This is a genomic window from Cupriavidus sp. MPR-AND1C, assembly GCF_058809705.1.
On record NZ_JBXASU010000005.1, the window covers coordinates 76,884 to 96,081 of the forward strand.

Sequence of the window (19,198 nt, forward strand, 5' to 3'; positions counted from 1 at the left end):
GGGTCCGCGCGGGTCCCGGGGCGCATGGTGGCGTGACGGAACGCTGCCTGCCAAGTTGGACGGGGAAATCATGTTTCAGTCGCAGGTTAGTGTGCTGGTCGCCGGCCTATTCGGGTTGCAGATGGCGGTGGTGTTCGCAGTCTTGCAGCGCACACCCGGCATGGGCCGCGCCGGTTTGAATTCTTGGGTGGCCGGCGCGTTGCTGGTCACCGCAGCCACCGTCTTGCTCGCTGCGCAGGACTATTTGCCGGAATGGCTTACGCTCAATCTGGTGGATCTGGTCATGACGGCGGCTTTGTCCTCGATGGTCTACGGCACGCGCCGCTTTTTCGGCAAGCGCGGGGGTGCGGTTGCGCTCTGCTTGCTGAACCTTGCCGTGCTGGCCAACGCCGCCTACTTCGATTGGGCGGGCGTGTCGCCGGCAGAACCGGCGCTCGTCTTTATCCTGGCCAATACCTATCTTCCGCTGTTGTTGCTGCGCGTGGTGGCGCCGCAAGTGCGCGCCAAGCGCGGCACCGGCCGCCTGGCGGCGCTGTCGCTCGGGCTGATCGCGCTCGCTTGCGCGGCCATGGGCCTCTATCAAGCCATTGACCTCAGGCTGCTTCCCGCTGGCCTTGCCTGGCTGGCAAAGCGCCCGTCCAGGGAAACCTTTGCCGTCCTGCACGCCTTTGGCATTGTCAGCCTGGCCGTGAGCTTTGCGCTGCTTGCCCACGATAGCCTGCGCCGGCGTCTGGAGCGCCGCGCCAGCTATGACGACCTGACCGACGTCCTGTCGCGCGGGCCCTACTGGGAGGCGCTGGAAGAGGCCTGCAAGCAAGCGGACCGCCAGCAACGCCCGCTGACCGTGGCGTTCATCGACCTGGATCATTTCAAGGCCATCAACGATCTCTATGGCCATCTGGCCGGCGACAGCGTGCTGCGCCATTTCAGCGGCTTGCTGCGCAAGACCGTGCGCGCGGACGATTTCGTCGGCCGGTTGGGTGGGGAAGAGTTTGGCATCGTGATGCCCAACACCGCGCTGGACCAGGGCCGGGCCATCAGCCTGCGCCTGAGCGCGCTGGTGCGCACCACACCGTGCCCGTCCGAGCCGGATGCGATTTCCTACACGGTAAGCATCGGCATGGCAGAGCGGCTGCCGGGGGAGGGGGCGGATACGCTCATGCGCCGCGCCGACAATGCCCTCTACGATGCCAAGACCATGGGGCGCAACTGTGTGTCCACGCAGCCCATCGAGCGGCTTGCCGGCATGGCGACGCCGCCGCGAATGCGGGTTTCGCAGGCATCCTGAGCCGGGATATGCCAGGCCCCACGCCAACACGGTAGGATCGGCCGCAGGGCTGAGGTAGAATACCGGGCTTCGCATGCCAAGCGCGCAGCAGCACGTTCAGCGGCATGCCAAGTCCTCTGCATTTCGGTAGTTCTTCCTGTCCGCCCTTAGCTCAGTTGGATAGAGCACTCGCCTTCTAAGCGAGCGGTCACACGTTCTTATGTGGGGGCGCGTGTAGTTGCGTATTTGTCGGTAGAATTTTTGTGGCTTTCTGGCCGCCCTTAGCTCAGTTGGATAGAGCACTCGCCTTCTAAGCGAGCGGTCGCGCGTTCGAATCGTGCAGGGCGGATTTTCCCTTATTTATCAATGGGTTACGGGAATTTCTTCCGCCCGATCTTAGCCGGAGTTATGAGGGTGTATGGATTCCCGAGTGGAAGAATCCAATGCGTAGGCCCAGCTTTTGAGCCCGCCAAATGTGCAAGTCGCTTCTCGCACAACGGCTTACCAAAGGCAGCAAGCTTGAAAGGTCGAAAGTGGCATTTGCGCCGCATTAGCCGATCATAATTTCAGCCAGCCGCGCTCAAACGGCTTAGCGAATCCGGGGCAAGCCCGCTGATATCGCCAAATTCCTTGCGCCAAATCTACTGCACGAGCCGGTCAACCGAAACGCCTAACGCATCGGTAATCTTTTCCAGTGTGTCGAGAGCAAGATTTGTCGTGTCGGTCTCGACCCGCGAAATGTGGTTGCGGTCCAGACCTGCGAGGTCGCCCAATTCGCGTTGAGACAAGCCGCTTTCCAAACGGCACGCCCGCACCGCGTCTCCAATCCTCCTTACCTCTTTGAAACGAGGGGGAGGATCTGTCCGTCGTGCCGCAGGGTCTTCCGTGAGCATCTGCGCGGCGCTTACGTCCAGCGCTTTCGCAAGCAGTATGACCTTATCGAGAGCAAGGTTTGGCGCGACTCGCTCGATACGGCTGATCGAAGTCCTGTCCCCTCCGGCAATCTCTGCGACATCTTCCTGGGACAACTCGCGTAGCTGCCTGTACTTCCTTAGATTATTTGCGAACGTTTGACGCAGCGAGGGCATGGACCAGTCGTCGACTCTAAAGTGACGATATATCCATGATTACAACTCTTACGTCTACAGCATATAAGTTGTCGTCGTAATAGTTGTAGTCATTTACAGTTACAACGCAAATGACTACAATGCCTTTTCAGACTTTGCTTGCTAAAGGCATTGAGATTGTGGCCGGCGCCTCTTGGATCTGGTCGGATGCAGCGTCGTTGCCAGGCTTGGCAGCGTCAGTGGCGCGATCAATCGCCTTTATGCGGGCATGAAACAAGTCGCGACGAGTAGCGTCCGAGTTTATCGGTTGCCAAAAGGAAGGTGGTTTTTGTGCAAGGCATGCCTGGTATGCATGGGGAGTGGACCAGCTTCAACGGCGCAGGGAAGTGGCTTGAAGTGATTGGCGGGCATGCATCCTCAATGCAAGCGTCATGCTCGCCAATCAACCGTTCATTGATTGAGATTCGAAGGAAGAGTACTTTGCTGCGCGTCACCGTCGAGCTATTTCCTGGCGGTCGCGAATCGGGCCGCCGCACGCTGGCCGCTGCGGACATCGCCCTTGAACGGTCGGGGGCGCTGGCCGACTATTCCATCGGCATGAACGAGGATCTCCTGGAAGATGTCTATACGGGGGAACTCAAGGACTATCCGCGCTGGTCGGGGAGCATCTGGGATCTGGTAGCCCGGGAGATTGCCGTGGCCCTGACGGGCGAAGAGGCACTGCCGAAGCGGCCGACAGTCCCTGACGTACCGATCCATCGCTCAGGGGTGTCTTGCGCTGCGTATGTTCGGTTGCGTGAGATTCCCTAACCGGCCCGTACATTTTTCGTCAACCACATCCGCTACGAGACACGGGCAATCGTCAGCGACGTTCCAGATCCACTGGACTGTGCTCACCTATGCGAGTGGGAGAGCTTTCTCAATGGTGGTCGGTAAACGGCATAGGGGCACTCATGTTTGCCTTTGGCCGGTGTTCGATCTTGCATAGGAGGACAGTGCATGCTTTGGGGGACCGGTTCCTTGGCAAGCAAGCCGAAGTTTGATCTGGGTGGGTGGAGCGTTGTGGAGACAGATCGGGGTGAGCATCATTTGGTCGGCATCGATCTCGACAGCGGTACCGGACAGGTGAGTAGCACCATTGCCCGCTTTGACGCGAGGGCCATGCGGTGCGAGACGGCAAGCGGGCGAATCTACGTCTTGCACGAGACCCCTGGTCTCTCGACCAGCGAGGCCTGGTATGTATGGGAAGCCTGGTGTCAGGTCAACGATGTCAAGCACTGGACCGACGTCACGGCCCGCTATCGGAGGGGCGCAAGCGCGACCTAACGGCCTCGCGCACTGCGGCGCGATGAGGGCGAGGGTGATTGCGCGTTACTTGCCCCCGATGGATGGCGCGTACCGATGGATGAGAACCTGGCGAACCATAGCGCCCGTCCTCGGTTATTCAGACCGGAGGAATCGTTGGGACTTCTTTCGTTGTTTTTCCGGCAGCCAGGTGCGACAGGTCTGCCCCGTCCCGCCGTGCTGACGGGGTTATGGCTTGGGGACGCCTCCTTTTTTTGCGAATGGGTAGATGTATGTTGTTAACGAAAGAGATGTGGCTGGACCGGGCAAGCGGTCAGGATTCGGTGCCTCCCTATCTGCCGTGGCGTGTTGTCGCTGCCGCGCCCGTCAGTCCGTTGCTGGTGCTTCAGCTTTACCCGGCGTCCCTGGAGCCGCTGGAGCTCATTACGACCTACGTCATTGGGTCGTTTGAATCGCTACTGGAGGCGTGGGACACTCTGCTGCCTCAACACCGTGTCGGCGCCACCGTGCATTTGATTCGCGGCGGCACCACCGAACGTGTGCGTGAGATCTGGCAGTACCAGAGCCATGACGCCGCTGTCCGGCGATTCGCGTTCCGCAACGATCGCGGCGAGTTGATTCCCTATTGGGGTGACCTGCCCACGCTAGCGGACAAGCAATGTCTCGCCGTCATTGAGTGAATCCCGAGCGATGAATGACTGTCGAGACCATTGAGAAATGAGCGACGCCAAGGTGCCCGACGATTTTCCGCGGGTGGCGTTCCCGGCGAGCGTCGCCGGCGCACAAGCGAAGTTTGCTGGCCGGATGATCCACGGAAGATTTGTCGTCGGACTGACCGAAGCAGAGCGGGCGGAGCGCTATGTAATGTGCCTGGATCTGGTCAAGCAACTCGCCGTGTATTGTCGTCGCAAGGCTGTCGAACCTCCCGCCCGAAGCCAGGACGAACTGCTCGACTGGGTGGAACGTGGCGTGCGCAACAAGCAGACCGCCTGGCAACTGGGCCGGCTAGAAGTCGATTGGATCGTCGAGCAGATGCGCCAGGCATACAAAACCACACTGGATGGATTCGAAGACTTGGAGAACTTGAAATGAGCCATTGCGATGTTGCGAGTCACGGTTGAATTGCTGCCGGGCGGTGATGCTCGCGGCCGCCGAAAGGTGGCGAGGGCCGACATTGGGCGGGCGCGCTCAGGCGCGCTCGCCGACTATCAAATTGATATGGAAGAGGATCTGCTGCCAGACCAGGTCTGGGCCGGTGTACTGCAGGACTATCCGCGTTGGTCCGCCAGCGTCTGGGACCTGGTCGCACGCAGCATTGCCGTGGCGCTGACGGGAAAGGAGGAACTGCCTCCGCGGCCGACCATCCCGCCGATTCCCATTCACGACGCCGATGGCCCTTGGCCGTACGTCCGCTTTGACGATATCCCCGAGCCGACCCGCACGTTCTTTATGCACAATTTGCGTGGATCGAGTACGCCTGCCTTCGGTTCGGCATACGCGTGGGACTGGGAAGACTTCCTGACTGGGCAGCGATGAGCGATCGCTCCGACGCGCATGCGCGAGAGATGGTTGCGGGCATATCCTGGTACAACTGCCTTGGGGTGGAGCAGAGGCTCGTCTGGCTCGACAAGGGTGCGGCTCTCTTCGGCGAGCGAAACTGTGTGACGGCCTGGCGTGCCCTTAAAGCCGAGCGCCCGCAAACCGCGCAGCGCATTGTGGCGGCCGTCAATCCAGTCGAAGTTGGCCTTGTGGCCCAAATCCTACGGCTGGATTAGGTTTCGCTTTGGCGATGATTTCGACCGTCGAACACTTGTTTTGACCGCCGAGCCTTGGATGACAACGTTCTTCCTGACGCGGGGGAGCGATCCACGTCCACGATGGGCGAGGTGTGCCGCACGCTGGTCCGACGGCGCGCTCGCTGCGTCAGGGGCGAGCCGAGCCAATGAGGGCCTCGTGACGGCGCGTTGGCCGGCCAGTCCGAACGCGACCAGGGCTCGAATGACTGGGCGGGTAGGCGCAGGCGATGACTGCGCAAGGATGATGTGTGCTTGTCACAGGCATCGGTACAGCGGACACCCACGTAGGTGCGATGGTCGGTGGATTGGATCAGCGAAAGGTATGAAAGAGTTCCTATGAAATTGGATTCAGTGCAAGACGGGTCACCGCAAATCGGCGCCAGTCACTTGCTTGGCGCGATGATTGCGAGAAGTGAAGGGCGGCTCGAGCTTGACGGAGACCTTTCGCCGTTGGCGTGGAAAATCTGCGACTACCTGTATTTGGTTGCCTATCGGGACAGGCACTCAGCGACGTCAAGTTCAGTGTCATATCGCGAACTCCTGTCGCTATTTCGGCATGGAGAAGGTGAAGAGGCGGTGGCTGCGGCGGTGCGCAGCTTGCAAACAATGTTGATCCAGATTGAGCACGGTAGGGACTTTTACTATTCAGCCCAGGTGGTGATGCCAGATAAGCTTTCCCCAAATCATTTTCGCTTTAGGGTACCTGCCGTCATTGAGTGGTTCTGGGCGCAATTAGAAGCCGAGCCATGAATCGTCAACGCAAGCGCATCATGCTCGCCAATCAACCGTTCATTGATTGAGATTCGAAGGGAGATCACATTGCTGCGCGTCACCGTCGAACTAATTCCTGGTGGTGGCGAATCGGGCCGCCGCATGCTGGCCACTGCGGACATCGCACGCGAACGGTCGGGGGCGCTGGCCGACTATTCCATCGGTATGAGAGAGGATTCTCTGGAGGATGTCGATACTGGTCAACTGAAGGACTATCCGACTGGGCGGGGAGCACTGGGACCTGGCGGCGCGGGCGCGAAGGTTTGCGCCTGCGGTATGCTTCGAACAATAACCAAGGAGCGTTGCAGTGATTACCGTCCAGGAGTTGCTCGACACGGATTCGTTGGGCCTGAAAGGGATTGCCGGCCTGGCTGGCACACACCGGTTAATCACTTGGGCACATGCGGTTGACCTTCCAAACCCATGGCGATGGGTGAGTGCCGGAAACCTAGTCATGACGACGGGCACGCTTCAGCTTCCCGCGGACCTGTGAGGGCGGGACGCACGCGTTGTAGAGCGTGTGTCGGCCCTCGAGAGCAGCATCGATCTTGCCGACTGTGCCTGACATGCGGCCACAATCCGCCGCTGGATCGGCCGGTCACGGAAAGCGACGCCCCGGACGCCTTCCGATAGCAGGCTCGCTTCGTCCCGGCGGATCCTCGCCAGCGCTCGCTCTCGCAAAAGGTTGTCCAGCGACATCCGGGGGGCGCGGCGCGCGCGCTGCCTCGGTCACCTGGACGTTGATTTGCTGGGCGGATGCATCGACCGTCGCGTCCGCAGTCACGAAGCTGACCTCGGCCCCCAATACTGGGGGACCAAAATCGATAGGCCAAGGCCGACTTCACGATTGAAGGGTGCTCAGCTTGACCACGATCGTCCTAGGTAGATTGGAACGGCTTACCTGCGGTGCTATGCCATCGCTCCTGTTCCGCCTGCGCCTCTATATATGCACAATGTGCAATCATAAGCAGGAATAGTTTATTGTTGTAATGAATGCGCGCTGGCCTCTATGCTTCCCCTACCAACACAACGATGTTTGATAGGAGTCAGAGCAATGAGCGCTGTACTGCAAGAAGGGGCGGTCTCGAGCCGAGTACCGGCTGGCGTGGACCTGGTCGAATACTATTACGAGCGCGGCTTCAGCGACGGCCTGCCGGTGGTTCCGCCGACGCAAGAGAAGATCGACGAAATCGTCGGACGCCTGGGTGGTGATCCGAAGTTTGTCGAGGCCCGCATCGCCCCGCGCTGGGGCGAACTGACTCGCGAAGTGCTGGCTATCAACATGGTGATGGCTGGTTGCAAGCCCGAGTACACCCCGGTGGTCCTTGCTGCCGTGAAAGCGCTGACCGATCAGGCCTTCAACCTCAATGGCGTGCAGGCAACGACGCACGTTGCCTCCCCGTTGCTGATCGTCAACGGTCCCATCGCTCGCGAAATCGGCATGAACGGCGGTTGCAACGCTTTTGGCTCCGGCAACCGTGCGAACGCAACCATCGGCCGCGCGATCCGTCTCATTATGCTGAACGTTGGCGGTGGTTGGCCTGGTGACCTGGACAAGAGCACGCTGGGTCATCCGGGCAAGTACACCTACTGCGTCGCGGAGAACGAAGCCCAAAGCCCCCTCGCACCGTATCACGTGGAGCACGGCTACAAGCCGGAAGACTCGACTGTGTTCGTGATGGCCGCCGAGGCTCCGCATAGCGTGACGAACCACATTTCCAACGATCCGGAAGGCATCCTGGACACGATGTGTTCGGCAATGAGCACGATCGCGTCTAACAGCGCAGTGCTGGGTGGACATATCGCAGTGGTCCTCGGCCTCGAGCATGCCCAGACCATCGGCAAGTACGGCTGGTCGCGCGCCGATGTCCGCAACTACCTGTTCCAAAACCATGGCAACCGGTTCATCGACCTGGCGTATGGCCACCGCTACGGCAAGGTCTACAACCGCAATCTGCCGAAGTACTACAAGCGCGAAGACGACACGCGTATTCCCATTATCCACAGCCCCGACAACATTCACCTGTTCGTGATGGGCGGTGAAGCCGGCCGCTTCTCTGTGCTGATTCCGGGCTGGGGTCATATGAGCACGCCGGTTCTGCGCGCCGTTGAAGGCAGTGGTGTCGGCGACAACGGTGCCGAATGTGTCGGCGGTGCCTGCGCCCTCTGATCCCAGTACACGACCGCTACAAGAGAACTAGGAGATTTTCATGTTGATGAAGAGCGAAGAATCCACCGTCGAAGTGTTCGACCCGCGCGGCGCCCTGCGCTTCGACGACGCGCCCGTGTCAGAGCGCAAGACGTCGTTGAAGAAGCTGCGTCTGGGCATCCTGGACAACTCGAAGTGGAACGCCAACAAGCTGCTGCGCGGTGCGGCAGCAGCCCTCGGCGAGGACATCGATTTCGCTGCGGTGAACTACTACGTCAAACATAGCTTTTCGAAGGACGCGACGCCGGAACTGATCGCCCAAATCGCTGCCGAGAACGATGTCGTGCTAACGGCGATTGGCGACTGCGGCTCCTGCTGCTCGGCCTGCATTCGCGACTCGATCGCTTTGGAAAAGCTTGGTGTACCGAGCGCGGCCATCATCACCACCGAGTTCGTTCGCGAGACCGAACTTACCCGCCAGGCGGTCGGCATGAAGTCGCTCGAGCCGGTGGTGATTACCCACCCGGTTAGCTCCATCACGCAGGAAGAGGTCGCGCAACGTGTCGCGCAGATCAAGGAGCAGGCGCAACAAGTGTGGCTCGGCACCAAGGAGCCCCTGAAAACCAAGGTGGAGCTGCAGTAATCATGAACACTACCGCCCAAAGCTCAGGCATGCAGGATATCGAAGCACTGCTTTCGCAAAGCAAGGCTCCTGTTCTCGTGGATTGCTACAGCCCGGATTGCAAGCCGTGTGCTGCGCTCGCTCCCGTGCTCGACGACGTTGCAAATGCGATGGATGGTCGAATGATTGTGGAAAAGGTGGATGTTGTGGCGAATCCCGACGTCGCAGCCCGCTTCGGTGTCCGCGGTGTGCCGACGTTGCTGCTGTTCCAGGGCGGTAAGCTGCAAGCCACGCGTACCGGTGCTGCTTCCCGTACGCAACTGGTCACGTGGCTGGCAGGCCAACAGATCATCTGAACCATGAACGCGCACTTCAACTGGGAAGATCCCCTGCTGCTGGAGTCTCAGCTAACGGGGGAAGAGCGCGCGGTCAGCGATGCCGCGCGGGAATATGCGCGCGGCTGTCTCGCGCCACGTGTGCAGATGGCGTTCCGGACCGAGGAAACTGACCCCGTGATCTTTCGAGAGATGGGGGAGCTCGGATTGCTCGGTGCCACGATCCCTGCCGCCTATGGTGGGTCGGATCTTGGCTACGTGAGTTATGGATTGATCGCGCGGGAGATCGAGCGCGTCGACTCAGGCCTTCGTTCCATGATGAGCGTACAGAGTTCGCTCGTCATGCTGCCCATTTACCAGTTCGGGACCGAGACTCAGCGAGAGAAATATCTGCCGAAGCTCGCAGCCGGCGAATGGATCGGATGTTTTGGCCTGACAGAGCCAAATAGCGGCTCAGATCCGGGAAGTATGGCAACCCGAGCGAGAAGCGTTCCGGGTGGCTATCGCATCTCCGGATCGAAGATGTGGATCACGAATAGTCCGCTTGCCGATGTGTTCGTCGTGTGGGCAAAGGACGATGACGGAGCGATTCGGGGTTTTATCTTGGAAAAGGGATGGACCGGTCTTTCCGCACCCAAAATTCACGGAAAGGTCGGGCTGCGTGCCTCCGTCACCGGCGAAGTCGTCATGGATGACGTCTTCTGCCCGGACGAGAACGCATTCCCCGAAATCAGAGGTCTGAAAGGGCCATTCACTTGCCTCGATTCAGCACGCTATGGCATTGCGTGGGGCGCGCTGGGAGCTGCCGAAGCATGCTGGCACACCGCTCGCCAGTACACGCTGGACAGGAAGCAGTTCGGGAAGCCCCTGGCATCCAAGCAACTGGTCCAGAAGAAGCTCGCGGACATGCAGACGGAAATCTCGCTCGGTCTGCAAGGTTGCCTTCGTCTTGGACGCATGAAAGATGAGGGAATCGCTTCTGTAGAGACGACGTCCCTTCTGAAGCGAAACTCCTGCGGCAAGGCGCTGGAAGTCGCTCGGGTGGCGCGCGACATGCTGGGTGGCAATGGTATCAGCGACGAATTCGGTATAGCGCGCCACATGGTGAACCTTGAAGTCGTCAATACCTACGAGGGAACCCACGACATCCACGCCCTGATCTTGGGGCGGGCGATGACTGGCCTAGCGGCATTCTGATTGGAGGGTAGGGAGCCATGGGAGCACTGTCACATCTGCGCGTATTGGATTTATCACGAGTACTTGCGGGACCATGGGCGAGTCAAATCCTGGCCGACCTCGGCGCGGAAGTCATCAAGATTGAGAAGCCTGACACCGGTGATGACACGCGCTCTTGGGGGCCACCATGGGTGAGCTCGCCAGAGTGGAGCGATGAAGAGCGCCAGTCTGCGTACTTTGCTGGCGCGAACCGGAACAAGCAATCAGTCGCGATTGATCTGAGCCATCCCCGCGGCCAGGCAATGGTGCGAGCGTTGGCGGAGCAGTGCGATGTGGTGGTTGAAAACTTCAAGGTCGGTGGCCTGAAGCAGTACGGCCTCGACTATGAGTCGCTTCGCGCGATCAACCCGCGCCTCGTCTACTGCTCGATTACCGGGTTCGGCCAAACTGGGCCATATTCGCACCGCCCGGGCTACGACTTTCTGGTGCAGGGCATGGGAGGCCTGATGAGTATCACAGGTCGACCCGACGGGGAGCCGGGCGAGGGCCCTCTTAAGGTGGGTGTGGCGCTCACCGACATCATGACAGGGCTCTACGCCACCGTTGGCATCCTTGCGGCACTCGCGCATCGCGAAACATCGGGGCATGGCCAGTATGTGGACGCGGCTTTGCTGGATGTTCAGATTGCCTGCCTGGCGAACCAGGCAATGAACTTCCTTGCAAGCGGCGCCCAGCCGCCGCGCCTGGGAAACGGGCATCCGAATATCGTTCCCTACCAGGACTTTGGCACTGCCGACGGCCACATCATTATTACGGTAGGTAACGAAGGCCAATTCGCGAGGCTGTGCGAGGTACTTGGGCAGCCCGCCTGGAGCCAGGACCCGCGCTTTGCCTCGAACAGTGCCCGGATCGCCAATCGATCCGTACTGATACCGCTCATTCAAGCCGTGCTTAGCAGTCGCAATACACAGCACTGGCTTGATCGGCTCGAGGCCAGCGGGGTGCCATGCGGGCCGATCAATACGCTCCAGGACGTCTTCGCAGATCCGCATGTCATCCACCGCGGCATGAAGGTCGAACTCGACAACGAAGACGGCTCCCAGGTTTCTGTCGTAGCAAGTCCAATTCGCTTGTCTGACACACCCGTCGAGTATCGCAGTGCTCCCCCGAATCTTGGATCCAGCACGGCGGCGGTTCTCAAAGGGCTGCTAAACATTGACGACGCGCACGTGCAGCGCCTCGCTCAGGAAAGAATCATCCGGATCTGATCTCGGATCCGACGTCTGTTTTTCGTATCTCTTGAAGAGTTGCCATGAGTTCCAAAGAAGCGAATTCCCATGCGCGTGTTTTGATTCTCGGTTCGGGGCCGGCAGGCTATACCGCAGCGCTTTACGCGGCAAGGGCGAACTTGTCGCCTGTTCTCGTCACGGGAGCCGCGCAGGGCGGCCAGCTCATGACCACGACCGACGTGGACAACTGGCCCGCGGATGTCGCCGGCGTGACAGGGCCCGACCTCATGGAGCGGTTCCGTCTGCATGCCGAGCGATTCGACGCGAAGATCATGTTCGACCACATCGAAGAAGTGGATCTGAGCAAGCGTCCGTTCACGCTGCGCGGAGAAGCGGGTACGACGACCTGTGATGCGCTGATCGTCGCCACGGGAGCATCCGCGAAGTACCTCGGTCTGCCTTCCGAAGAAGCCTATCGTGGTCGAGGAGTAAGCGGCTGTGCGACCTGCGATGGATTCTTCTATCGAGACCAGGACGTTTGTGTGGTCGGCGGCGGGAATACGGCGGTGGAGGAAGCGCTGTATCTGTCGAACATCGCGTCAACGGTGCATTTGATCCATCGCCGCGACAGCTTCCGGGCGGAACCCATTCTTGTGTCGCATCTTATGGAGAAGGTCGCGGCCGGAAAGATCCATCTGCACCTGTGGCATGAGCTCGCCGAAGTGACGGGAGACGAGTCGGGCGTGAGCGGGGTCCGGCTTCGCGATGTCAAGGGCGGAGGCGAAGTGCAGCTTCTCGTCACCGGCTGCTTCATTGCCATCGGGCACAAGCCGAACACGGACATTTTCCACGGACAACTGGAAATGCGTGGCGGTTACATCGTTACACGTGCGGGCAGGGATGGGATGTCCACGATGACCAGTATTCCAGGTGTCTTCGCTGCGGGAGACGTCCAGGACTCCATCTATCGCCAGGCGATCACATCAGCGGGGAGCGGCTGCATGGCTGCGCTTGACGCACAGCGCTTCCTTCAGGAGGACGTGCTGACAGCCATGTAGTCGTTGTTTATGCGGGAGGGACTCCCGCGATCATCCATAAAAGAACACAGGAGACAACCATGAATAGGCGCCAGTTCTTGAAGACGGGCGTGGCCACCTTTGGTTCCGCCCAGCTTGCCGTACTTCCAGCTCTGTCATCGGCAGCCGGCTATCCGTCGGGGCCAATCCGTGTCGTCATCCCTTTCCCCGCCGGTGGTCCCACCGACGTGGTGGGCCGACTGGTGACGCAGCCCATGTCGGAGATCCTGAAACAGTCACTGGTGGTAGACAATCGAGGTGGGGCAAGCGGAACTATCGGTGCCGATATGGTGGCCAAGGCACAGCCGAATGGTCAGACGCTGCTGATTAACGTGTCGGCCCAGGTCATCAATCCGTTCCTGTACCCCAAGCTGCCGCATGACCCGCTTAAAGACTTCACTCCGATTACGAACCTTGCTTCAACGCCATTGCAACTGCTTGTCGCTGCCGACTCGTCGATCCACAACGTCAATGATCTGATTCGGTACGTCAAGTCCCGTCCGACGGGTTGCAGCTTCGCATCGGCTAGCAACGGCGTGCCGGGTCACCTCGCGGGTGAGCTCTTCAAGATGATTACCGGCATCTCGGCCGTCCACGCGCCTTACAAAGGCAGCGCTCCTGCATTGACCGATCTGATCGGTGGGCAAGTTACCTTCATGTTCGACTCCATGCCGGCTTCGTTGCCGTTGGTCAAAGCCGGCAAGCTCCGTTCGTTGGCGGTGACCGGCACAAGTCGCTCGAAGAGCTTGCCTGATGTGCCTACGCTCGTGGAGAGCGGATTCCGCGAAATGACAATGACGACTTGGTATGGCCTATGGGGCCCTGCAAAGACCCCCCCGGAAATTGTCGCGATTCTTCAGTCGGCCGTGGCGAAGGCGCTTGCAAACCATGATGTCCGCGCGCGTCTTGTGGATCTTTCGGCCGATCCGCTAGGAGAGTCGCCAGAGCGCTTCGCCGCCTTTTGCACGCAAGAAGCGGACCGGTACGCAAAGATCATTAAGGCAGCAGGCATTCGATTGGCCTGATCGGTTGCCGTAGCAAGGCCTCCCCTTGCAACGCCGCTCCCGACGCTGGGCCGGCGTTGCACGCATTGAATCAGGGTCAAGACGAGAAGGAGACATGGAATGTACATCTCGAAGAGACTGAGGCTGGCCGCGTCGCTCGCGATCGCCGGTACCATATTTCAAGCACCTGCAGCGCAAGGCAAAGAGGTGAGGGTAGCGATCCAGTTCGGACTCGCCTATCTGCCGATCATGGTCATGAAGGACGACAACCTTCTGGAAGCTGAAGCCAGGAAGCGCGGCATCAGCGACGCGAGCCTCACGGTGCAGAAGATCAGCGGCTCGACGGCGGTGAACGAGGCGCTCCTCTCTGGAAACGCGGATATGGGTGTCATGGGCACGCCCTCGCTGCTCCTCATGTGGGAGAAAACGGGATCCAGTCTCGGTGTCAAAGGGGTGGCGGCCATGTCATCCTTCCCGATGATTCTGAATACTACGAAGGAGTCGGTCAAATCGCTGAAGGACTTCGGGCCGAATGATCGAATTGCGCTGCCGGCGACCACAGCACCGCAGGCAATGGTCTTGCGGATGGCCTCCGAGGAGCAGTTCGGTCAAGGTCAGTTCAAGCGTATGGACACAAGCGTTGTCGCTTTACCTCACCCCGAAGCGATGACCGCGCTTCTGTCCAAGACCGAGGTCGCGGCGCATTTCACAAATGTACCCTTTAGCGCGCTGGAGGCCCAGTCGCCCGGCGTCAAGCGAGTACTCAGTTCACATGACGTTTTGGGAACCAAGGCTACCTTCGTTCAGCTTGTCGCTAGCAGCCGATTCGTCAAGAACGAGCCAAAGCTGACCGAGGCGGTGTATGCCGCAGTTCAGGAGGCGATGCGGAGAATCGAATCTGACCCGCAGCACGCTGCGCAGATTTACCTGAAGAATGAGCCGTCGAAGCTTCCCGTGGACTTCTATGTGAAGCTCCTCAAGGATCCCGAGAACGCCTTTTCTCCGATTCCGAGCGGGATCATGAAGTATGCAGATTTCATGGCACGGACGGGGCAGCTCAAAAAGAAGCCGGTGTCATGGAAGGATGTCTATTTCGATTACGTCGGAAACGCGGAGGGTAGCTAACATGAGTGCACATCCTCTTCCAAATCTTGCCGCGAATGCGGCGCCCAGCCCCCTGGTCACGGAACCCATCCTGAAGGCGAATGGTGTCACGCTTCAGTATGCCACTGACCGCACTGTCGTCACCGCATCGTACCGGGTCAGTTTCGAGGTTCACAGAGCGGATCGCTACGTACTGCTGGGACCCTCCGGCTGCGGGAAGTCTACGCTTCTGAAAGCCATCGGAGGTTTCCTTGAGCCGATCGAGGGCGACATCTCCGTGAATGGCCGGCCGGTGGCCGGGCCAGGGCCGGATCGAATGATGGTCTTCCAGGAGTTTGACCAACTTATGCCCTGGAAGACGGTAGAGGAAAACATTCGCTATCCCATGGAGGTCTCGAAGCGCTGTTCGCGAGCGGAAATTCACGACAGAGCGCGCCGCTATATGGCCAAGGTCAAGCTCGAAAGGTTTAAGGACTGCTATCCGCACATGCTTAGCGGCGGAATGAAGCAGCGCGTAGCCATTGCGAGGGGAATGGCAATGGAGCCCGACGTGCTGCTCATGGATGAGCCTTTCGCCGCGTTGGATGCCTTGACTCGTCGCCAGATGCAAGAGGAACTCCTCGAGCTGTGGGATGAGACGCGGTTTACCGTTCTGTTTGTGACTCACTCGATCGAGGAAGCGGTTTTCATCGGCTCGCGCATTTTGCTCCTGTCCCCGCATCCCGGTCAGGCGCGAGCGGAGTTGAACTGTCACCAGTTCGGATTCGCCGATCAAGGTAATCCGGAATTTGGCCAGTTCTGCCGAAACATCAGCGACATGCTGTTTGAGAAGTCCGTTCATCAGGAGCTCTGTCATGGATAAGGCAATCCCGCTCGCTGTTTCTCGCCCGAAAATCGTTCCGCCAGTGAGGCAGGAGTACATTCGGGAACGCATTGAGACGGCGCTGCCGGAAGTAGAAAAACCGTTGTCTGTGTGGGCGAAGGTACGTGCGAATCCGGTTGTTCGCCGCGTCTTCATTCTCTCGCTCATCGGCATCGTGTGGGAGATATACGCTTCATATCTCGGAAATCCCCTGACGTTTCCGAAGCTCAGCGAAGTCTTGGTGGCGCTTTATACGGACCTCGCATCCGGCGTACTCATCGAGCGGATCGGCATCACGATGCGCGTTCTGCTAGTTGGATACGCGATCGGCATTGGCGTCGCCGGAGTGATCACGATTGTGGCATCCACTACCAAGTTCGGCAGTGATGTGTTGTCGACGCTGACGGCGATGTTTAACCCATTGCCGGCCATCGCCTTGCTCCCTCTGGCACTCATCTGGTTCGGTCTGGGTACTACCAGCCTCGTGTTTGTCATCGTGCATTCGGTACTGTGGACGGTCGCACTGAACACACACGCGGGCTTCCAATCGGTTAGCCCGACGCTTCGCATGGCCGGTCGAAATTTTGGGTTGCGGCGAACCGGCCTGGTGTTTGGGGTCCTTATTCCGGCTGCGTTGCCGTCCATCATCTCGGGGCTGAAGATCGGCTGGGCGTTTGCTTGGCGAACCTTGATTGCGGCCGAGTTGGTGTTTGGTGCCAGCTCGGGCAAAGGTGGTATTGGCTGGTACATCTTCGAAAACCGCAACAATCTGGAGACGGCCAACACCTTCGCTGGCCTGCTCTGCGTAATCATCATCGGGCTGCTGGCGGAGATCGCGGTGTTCCGCACGCTTGAAGTGAAAACAATTCGTAAATGGGGAATGCAGCAATGAGTTTCGTGTCCGACCTCCAACGTGGCCTATCCGATGGGGCAGTCATCACTAACGCCGAGGACATGGCGCCGTATCTATCGGACTGGCGAGGTATGTTCCATGGGGATGCCGTTTGCGTTGTGCGACCTGCGGACACGCAAGAACTGGCGCGCGCAGTCATGCTTGCGCGTCAGCAAGAAGTCGCGATCGTCCCGCAAGGCGGAAACACTGGTCTGGCAGGAGGGGCGACCCCGCTGCAAGGGCGCCGCCAGCTTCTGCTGTCGCTGACAAGAATGTCTCGAATCCGAAGCATTGATCGCGCCGGGATGACCATGGCTGTCGAGGCGGGCTGCGTACTTGAGACCGCCAAAATGGCAGCGGCGGAAAAGGGCAGGCAGCTTCCGATCGGCTTCGCCGCAGAAGGATCTGCGACCATCGGGGGAATGCTCTCAACCAATGCGGGCGGCGTCAACGCGCTACGCTACGGGACCGCACGGCAGCTCGTTCTCGGCCTGGAGGCCGTGCTTGCCGATGGCACCATCGTTAACGGCATGCGCAACTTGCGAAAGGACAATGCCGGCTATGACTGGAAGCAACTTCTGATCGGTAGCGAAGGGACTCTGGGGATCATCACCGCTGCGGTGCTTCGCCTCTCTCCAGTCGCCAAGGACCGGGCGGTCGCGTTTGTCGCGCTGGATAGTCCGGAAGATGCACTGGAACTCCTCGAGTTCCTGCATGATCGCGTTGGAGACGCTGTCACGGCCTTCGAACTGATGTCCCGCGCGAGTGTCGACAGGGTGCTGGCGTTTGTAGGTGGCCGGGTTCCTTGCGCCGCCGCTTCATGGTATGTCCTGGTGGAGATTTCCGATCACGCCCCGGATCTTGACGGGCGACTTGAGTTGGCGTTGACGGATTTCGCAGAGAACACCGGAAAACTGTCGGACGCTGCGGTTGCTCAGTCAATTGGCCAGGCGAGGGAGATGTGGGCGTTGCGGGAAAATATGGGCGAAGCGGAGCGCCATGCTGGTCGCAGCGTCAAGCACGATGTCGCAGTTGGCGTCAGTGACGTCCCGGCATTCATTGCTGAGGCATCGCTTGCAGTCATGTCTGTGTCGAGCAGGCTCGACGTCAATGCGTTCGGTCATCTGGGGGACGGCAACATCCATTTCAACATTCTGGGGTCCGTGGATCGCCTGACGGACTCGCGTATCAATCACGTCGTTCATGACGTCGTGACAAAATTCAATGGCTCGATCGCCGCCGAACATGGCATCGGACAGTACCGTGTCAACGAACTGCAGCGGGTGAAAAGCAGTACGGAGCACATGTTGATGATGCGCTTGAAAACCGCCCTTGATCCCGACACCTTGCTGAATCCTGGAAAGATTCTTCCGTCGGTCGGTGTACTCCATGACTGAGACTTTGACGCTCCTAAAGCAGTCGGTGCGGCGCCAGAGCATTACGCCTGTCGACGCTGGCTGTATCGACCTGCTTCAGGATCGCCTCCGCGTCGCCGGTTTTTCCTGCCAGGTGCTGTGTTCCGGACCCGACTCGCATCGCGTGACAAACCTCTGGGCAATTCGGAAGGGGAGCCGCAGCAGGGACGGCAAGGTGTTCGCGTTCATCGGGCATACGGATGTCGTGCCGCCGGGGCCCCGCAGCCAATGGACTGACGATCCGTTCGAGCCAAGCGAGCGGGCGGGGCACCTGTATGGCCGTGGTGTGGCAGATATGAAGGCGTCGATCGCTGCGTTCATCATCGCAGTGGAGGAGTTTCTGGCCAGGAGTGAGGTTCATCAGGGCAGCATAGCTGTCATCCTCACGTCCGACGAAGAGGGGCCGGGTTCCGATGGGACGGTCAAAGTGGTGGAGATGCTGGCCCGGATTGGTCAACGCCTCGACTATTGTTTGGTTGGCGAGCCGACATCGGTAGATAGCCTCGGGGACACCATAAAGAACGGACGCCGAGGCTCGCTGTCGGCGACATTAAGAATCTTTGGAACTCAAGGGCATGTCGCATATCCGTCTCTGGCCGACAACCCCATTCACCGCTTCGCTCCCGCTCTCCTGGCTTTGCTCTCAGAAGTATGGGATGACGGGAACGAGTCTTTCCCACCGACAGATTTGCAGATTTCCAACATGCATGCGGGCTCCGGCGCGACGAACGTGATTCCGGGGGAGCTCACTATAGAACTGAACTTTCGGTATTCAACGGCCAGCACTGCGGACAGTTTGACGTCGAGAGTAGACAGTCTCTTGCGCCGATATGTGCGCCGATTCGAACTGGGCTGGCGACATGGTGCGCAGCCGTTTCTGACGGATAGAGGACGCTTGTTGGACGCGGTCGCCAGTGCGATCCAGGTGGTCACTGGCCGGTTGCCGGGGTGTTCGACTTCGGGCGGAACTTCGGATGGCAGGTTTCTGGCGGCGACGGGCGCCGAAGTCGTGGAGTTTGGCCCACGGAACGGAACCATCCATAAAGTCGACGAGTTCATTGAGCTTGCCGACGTCCGGCCGCTAACTGACGTCTACGGGGAGATTCTGGAGCGGCTCGTCCGCTGACC

21 protein-coding genes and 1 tRNA gene are annotated in these 19,198 nt (G+C 59.6%); 21 read left to right on the top strand and 1 reads right to left on the bottom strand.

Annotated elements, in window-relative coordinates; genetic code table 11:
- Positions 1-70: 70 nt before the first annotated feature.
- A complete protein-coding gene (locus AC1RWI_RS04920; RefSeq protein WP_043347560.1) occupies positions 71-1,288 on the top strand; it encodes a GGDEF domain-containing protein in 1,218 nt (405 codons plus the stop codon).
- A 254-nt stretch (positions 1,289-1,542) separates the two neighbouring features.
- Positions 1,543-1,616, top strand: a tRNA-Arg gene (locus AC1RWI_RS04925).
- 292 nt (positions 1,617-1,908) lie between these two features.
- Here the strand turns inward: AC1RWI_RS04925 and AC1RWI_RS04930 are convergent.
- Positions 1,909-2,355, bottom strand: a complete 447-nt coding sequence (locus tag AC1RWI_RS04930; protein WP_492864864.1) for a helix-turn-helix domain-containing protein — start codon at positions 2,353-2,355, stop codon at positions 1,909-1,911.
- Positions 2,356-2,814: 459 nt separating this feature from the next.
- Between AC1RWI_RS04930 and AC1RWI_RS04935 the strand changes: the two genes are divergently transcribed.
- From AC1RWI_RS04935 to dapE, 19 genes are all read left to right on the top strand, one after another.
- Positions 2,815-3,144 (top strand): hypothetical protein, encoded by a 330-nt coding sequence (locus AC1RWI_RS04935; protein ID WP_492864866.1) that lies wholly within the window; start codon positions 2,815-2,817, stop codon positions 3,142-3,144.
- A 767-nt stretch (positions 3,145-3,911) separates the two neighbouring features.
- Entirely contained in the window at positions 3,912-4,319 is a 408-nt protein-coding gene (locus tag AC1RWI_RS04940) for a hypothetical protein (protein ID WP_492864868.1), read from the top strand.
- A gap of 37 nt (positions 4,320-4,356) precedes the next feature.
- Positions 4,357-4,731, top strand: coding sequence for a hypothetical protein (locus AC1RWI_RS04945; protein WP_492864870.1), 375 nt, complete (start codon positions 4,357-4,359; stop codon positions 4,729-4,731).
- A gap of 9 nt (positions 4,732-4,740) precedes the next feature.
- Positions 4,741-5,175 (top strand): hypothetical protein, encoded by a 435-nt coding sequence (locus AC1RWI_RS04950; protein WP_492864872.1) that lies wholly within the window; start codon positions 4,741-4,743, stop codon positions 5,173-5,175.
- Positions 5,172-5,414 carry a hypothetical protein gene (locus AC1RWI_RS04955; RefSeq protein ID WP_492864874.1) on the top strand — a complete coding sequence of 81 codons (243 nt, stop codon included), beginning with the start codon at positions 5,172-5,174 and terminating at the stop codon, positions 5,412-5,414. Before AC1RWI_RS04950 ends, AC1RWI_RS04955 begins: the two co-directional genes overlap by 4 nt.
- A 357-nt stretch (positions 5,415-5,771) precedes the next feature.
- Positions 5,772-6,185: a hypothetical protein gene (locus tag AC1RWI_RS04960; RefSeq protein ID WP_492864876.1), complete on the top strand. Its 414-nt coding sequence runs from the start codon at positions 5,772-5,774 to the stop codon at positions 6,183-6,185.
- Positions 6,186-6,513: 328 nt separating this feature from the next.
- Positions 6,514-6,699 carry a PucR family transcriptional regulator ligand-binding domain-containing protein gene (locus tag AC1RWI_RS04965; RefSeq protein ID WP_492864878.1) on the top strand — a complete coding sequence of 62 codons (186 nt, stop codon included), beginning with the start codon at positions 6,514-6,516 and terminating at the stop codon, positions 6,697-6,699.
- A 561-nt stretch (positions 6,700-7,260) separates the two neighbouring features.
- Positions 7,261-8,376 (top strand): hypothetical protein, encoded by a 1,116-nt coding sequence (locus AC1RWI_RS04970; protein WP_492864880.1) that lies wholly within the window; start codon positions 7,261-7,263, stop codon positions 8,374-8,376.
- A gap of 40 nt (positions 8,377-8,416) precedes the next feature.
- The gene (locus AC1RWI_RS04975) at positions 8,417-8,998 is read left to right on the top strand and encodes a UGSC family (seleno)protein (protein ID WP_492864882.1); all 582 of its coding nucleotides are present in this window, start codon (positions 8,417-8,419) and stop codon (positions 8,996-8,998) included.
- Between the two features lie 2 nt (positions 8,999-9,000).
- Positions 9,001-9,333, top strand: coding sequence for a thioredoxin family protein (locus AC1RWI_RS04980; RefSeq protein ID WP_492864884.1), 333 nt, complete (start codon positions 9,001-9,003; stop codon positions 9,331-9,333).
- A 3-nt stretch (positions 9,334-9,336) separates the two neighbouring features.
- Positions 9,337-10,509 (top strand): acyl-CoA dehydrogenase, encoded by a 1,173-nt coding sequence (locus tag AC1RWI_RS04985; protein ID WP_492864886.1) that lies wholly within the window; start codon positions 9,337-9,339, stop codon positions 10,507-10,509.
- Positions 10,510-10,526: 17 nt separating this feature from the next.
- Complete coding sequence (locus AC1RWI_RS04990) at positions 10,527-11,756, top strand: CaiB/BaiF CoA transferase family protein (RefSeq protein ID WP_492864888.1); 1,230 nt, start codon at positions 10,527-10,529, stop codon at positions 11,754-11,756.
- A 44-nt stretch (positions 11,757-11,800) separates the two neighbouring features.
- The gene (gene trxB / locus AC1RWI_RS04995; protein ID WP_492864890.1) at positions 11,801-12,775 is read left to right on the top strand and encodes a thioredoxin-disulfide reductase; all 975 of its coding nucleotides are present in this window, start codon (positions 11,801-11,803) and stop codon (positions 12,773-12,775) included.
- Between the two features lie 59 nt (positions 12,776-12,834).
- Entirely contained in the window at positions 12,835-13,818 is a 984-nt protein-coding gene (locus tag AC1RWI_RS05000; protein ID WP_492864892.1) for a Bug family tripartite tricarboxylate transporter substrate binding protein, read from the top strand.
- Positions 13,819-13,917: 99 nt separating this feature from the next.
- Positions 13,918-14,922: an ABC transporter substrate-binding protein gene (locus AC1RWI_RS05005; RefSeq protein WP_492864893.1), complete on the top strand. Its 1,005-nt coding sequence runs from the start codon at positions 13,918-13,920 to the stop codon at positions 14,920-14,922.
- Position 14,923: 1 nt separating this feature from the next.
- Positions 14,924-15,763, top strand: coding sequence for an ABC transporter ATP-binding protein (locus AC1RWI_RS05010; protein WP_492864895.1), 840 nt, complete (start codon positions 14,924-14,926; stop codon positions 15,761-15,763).
- The gene (locus AC1RWI_RS05015; RefSeq protein WP_492864897.1) at positions 15,756-16,655 is read left to right on the top strand and encodes an ABC transporter permease; all 900 of its coding nucleotides are present in this window, start codon (positions 15,756-15,758) and stop codon (positions 16,653-16,655) included. Before AC1RWI_RS05010 ends, AC1RWI_RS05015 begins: the two co-directional genes overlap by 8 nt.
- Complete coding sequence (locus AC1RWI_RS05020) at positions 16,652-18,052, top strand: FAD-binding oxidoreductase (protein WP_492864899.1); 1,401 nt, start codon at positions 16,652-16,654, stop codon at positions 18,050-18,052. The genes AC1RWI_RS05015 and AC1RWI_RS05020 overlap by 4 nt, the downstream gene beginning before the upstream one ends.
- Positions 18,045-19,196, top strand: a complete 1,152-nt coding sequence (gene dapE / locus AC1RWI_RS05025) for a succinyl-diaminopimelate desuccinylase (RefSeq protein WP_492864901.1) — start codon at positions 18,045-18,047, stop codon at positions 19,194-19,196. Before AC1RWI_RS05020 ends, dapE begins: the two co-directional genes overlap by 8 nt.
- Positions 19,197-19,198: the final 2 nt, after the last annotated feature.

Bases quoted from the DNA above. Each gene is read 5' to 3' on its own strand.
- AC1RWI_RS04945 (WP_492864870.1), top strand. From the start codon at position 4,357: ATGAGCGACGCCAAGGTGCCCGACGATTTTCCGCGGGTGGCGTTCCCG.
- AC1RWI_RS04955 (WP_492864874.1), top strand. From the start codon at position 5,172: ATGAGCGATCGCTCCGACGCGCATGCGCGAGAGATGGTTGCGGGCATA.
- AC1RWI_RS04990 (WP_492864888.1), top strand. From the start codon at position 10,527: ATGGGAGCACTGTCACATCTGCGCGTATTGGATTTATCACGAGTACTT.
- AC1RWI_RS05000 (WP_492864892.1), top strand. From the start codon at position 12,835: ATGAATAGGCGCCAGTTCTTGAAGACGGGCGTGGCCACCTTTGGTTCC.
- AC1RWI_RS04940 (WP_492864868.1), top strand. From the start codon at position 3,912: ATGTTGTTAACGAAAGAGATGTGGCTGGACCGGGCAAGCGGTCAGGAT.
- AC1RWI_RS04950 (WP_492864872.1), top strand. From the start codon at position 4,741: ATGTTGCGAGTCACGGTTGAATTGCTGCCGGGCGGTGATGCTCGCGGC.
- AC1RWI_RS04920 (WP_043347560.1), top strand. From the start codon at position 71: ATGTTTCAGTCGCAGGTTAGTGTGCTGGTCGCCGGCCTATTCGGGTTG.
- AC1RWI_RS04930 (WP_492864864.1), bottom strand. From the start codon at position 2,355: ATGCCCTCGCTGCGTCAAACGTTCGCAAATAATCTAAGGAAGTACAGG.
- AC1RWI_RS05005 (WP_492864893.1), top strand. From the start codon at position 13,918: ATGTACATCTCGAAGAGACTGAGGCTGGCCGCGTCGCTCGCGATCGCC.
- trxB (WP_492864890.1), top strand. From the start codon at position 11,801: ATGAGTTCCAAAGAAGCGAATTCCCATGCGCGTGTTTTGATTCTCGGT.
- AC1RWI_RS04980 (WP_492864884.1), top strand. From the start codon at position 9,001: ATGAACACTACCGCCCAAAGCTCAGGCATGCAGGATATCGAAGCACTG.
- AC1RWI_RS04960 (WP_492864876.1), top strand. From the start codon at position 5,772: ATGAAATTGGATTCAGTGCAAGACGGGTCACCGCAAATCGGCGCCAGT.
- AC1RWI_RS04975 (WP_492864882.1), top strand. From the start codon at position 8,417: ATGTTGATGAAGAGCGAAGAATCCACCGTCGAAGTGTTCGACCCGCGC.
- AC1RWI_RS05020 (WP_492864899.1), top strand. From the start codon at position 16,652: ATGAGTTTCGTGTCCGACCTCCAACGTGGCCTATCCGATGGGGCAGTC.
- dapE (WP_492864901.1), top strand. From the start codon at position 18,045: ATGACTGAGACTTTGACGCTCCTAAAGCAGTCGGTGCGGCGCCAGAGC.
- AC1RWI_RS05015 (WP_492864897.1), top strand. From the start codon at position 15,756: ATGGATAAGGCAATCCCGCTCGCTGTTTCTCGCCCGAAAATCGTTCCG.
- AC1RWI_RS05010 (WP_492864895.1), top strand. From the start codon at position 14,924: ATGAGTGCACATCCTCTTCCAAATCTTGCCGCGAATGCGGCGCCCAGC.
- AC1RWI_RS04985 (WP_492864886.1), top strand. From the start codon at position 9,337: ATGAACGCGCACTTCAACTGGGAAGATCCCCTGCTGCTGGAGTCTCAG.
- AC1RWI_RS04970 (WP_492864880.1), top strand. From the start codon at position 7,261: ATGAGCGCTGTACTGCAAGAAGGGGCGGTCTCGAGCCGAGTACCGGCT.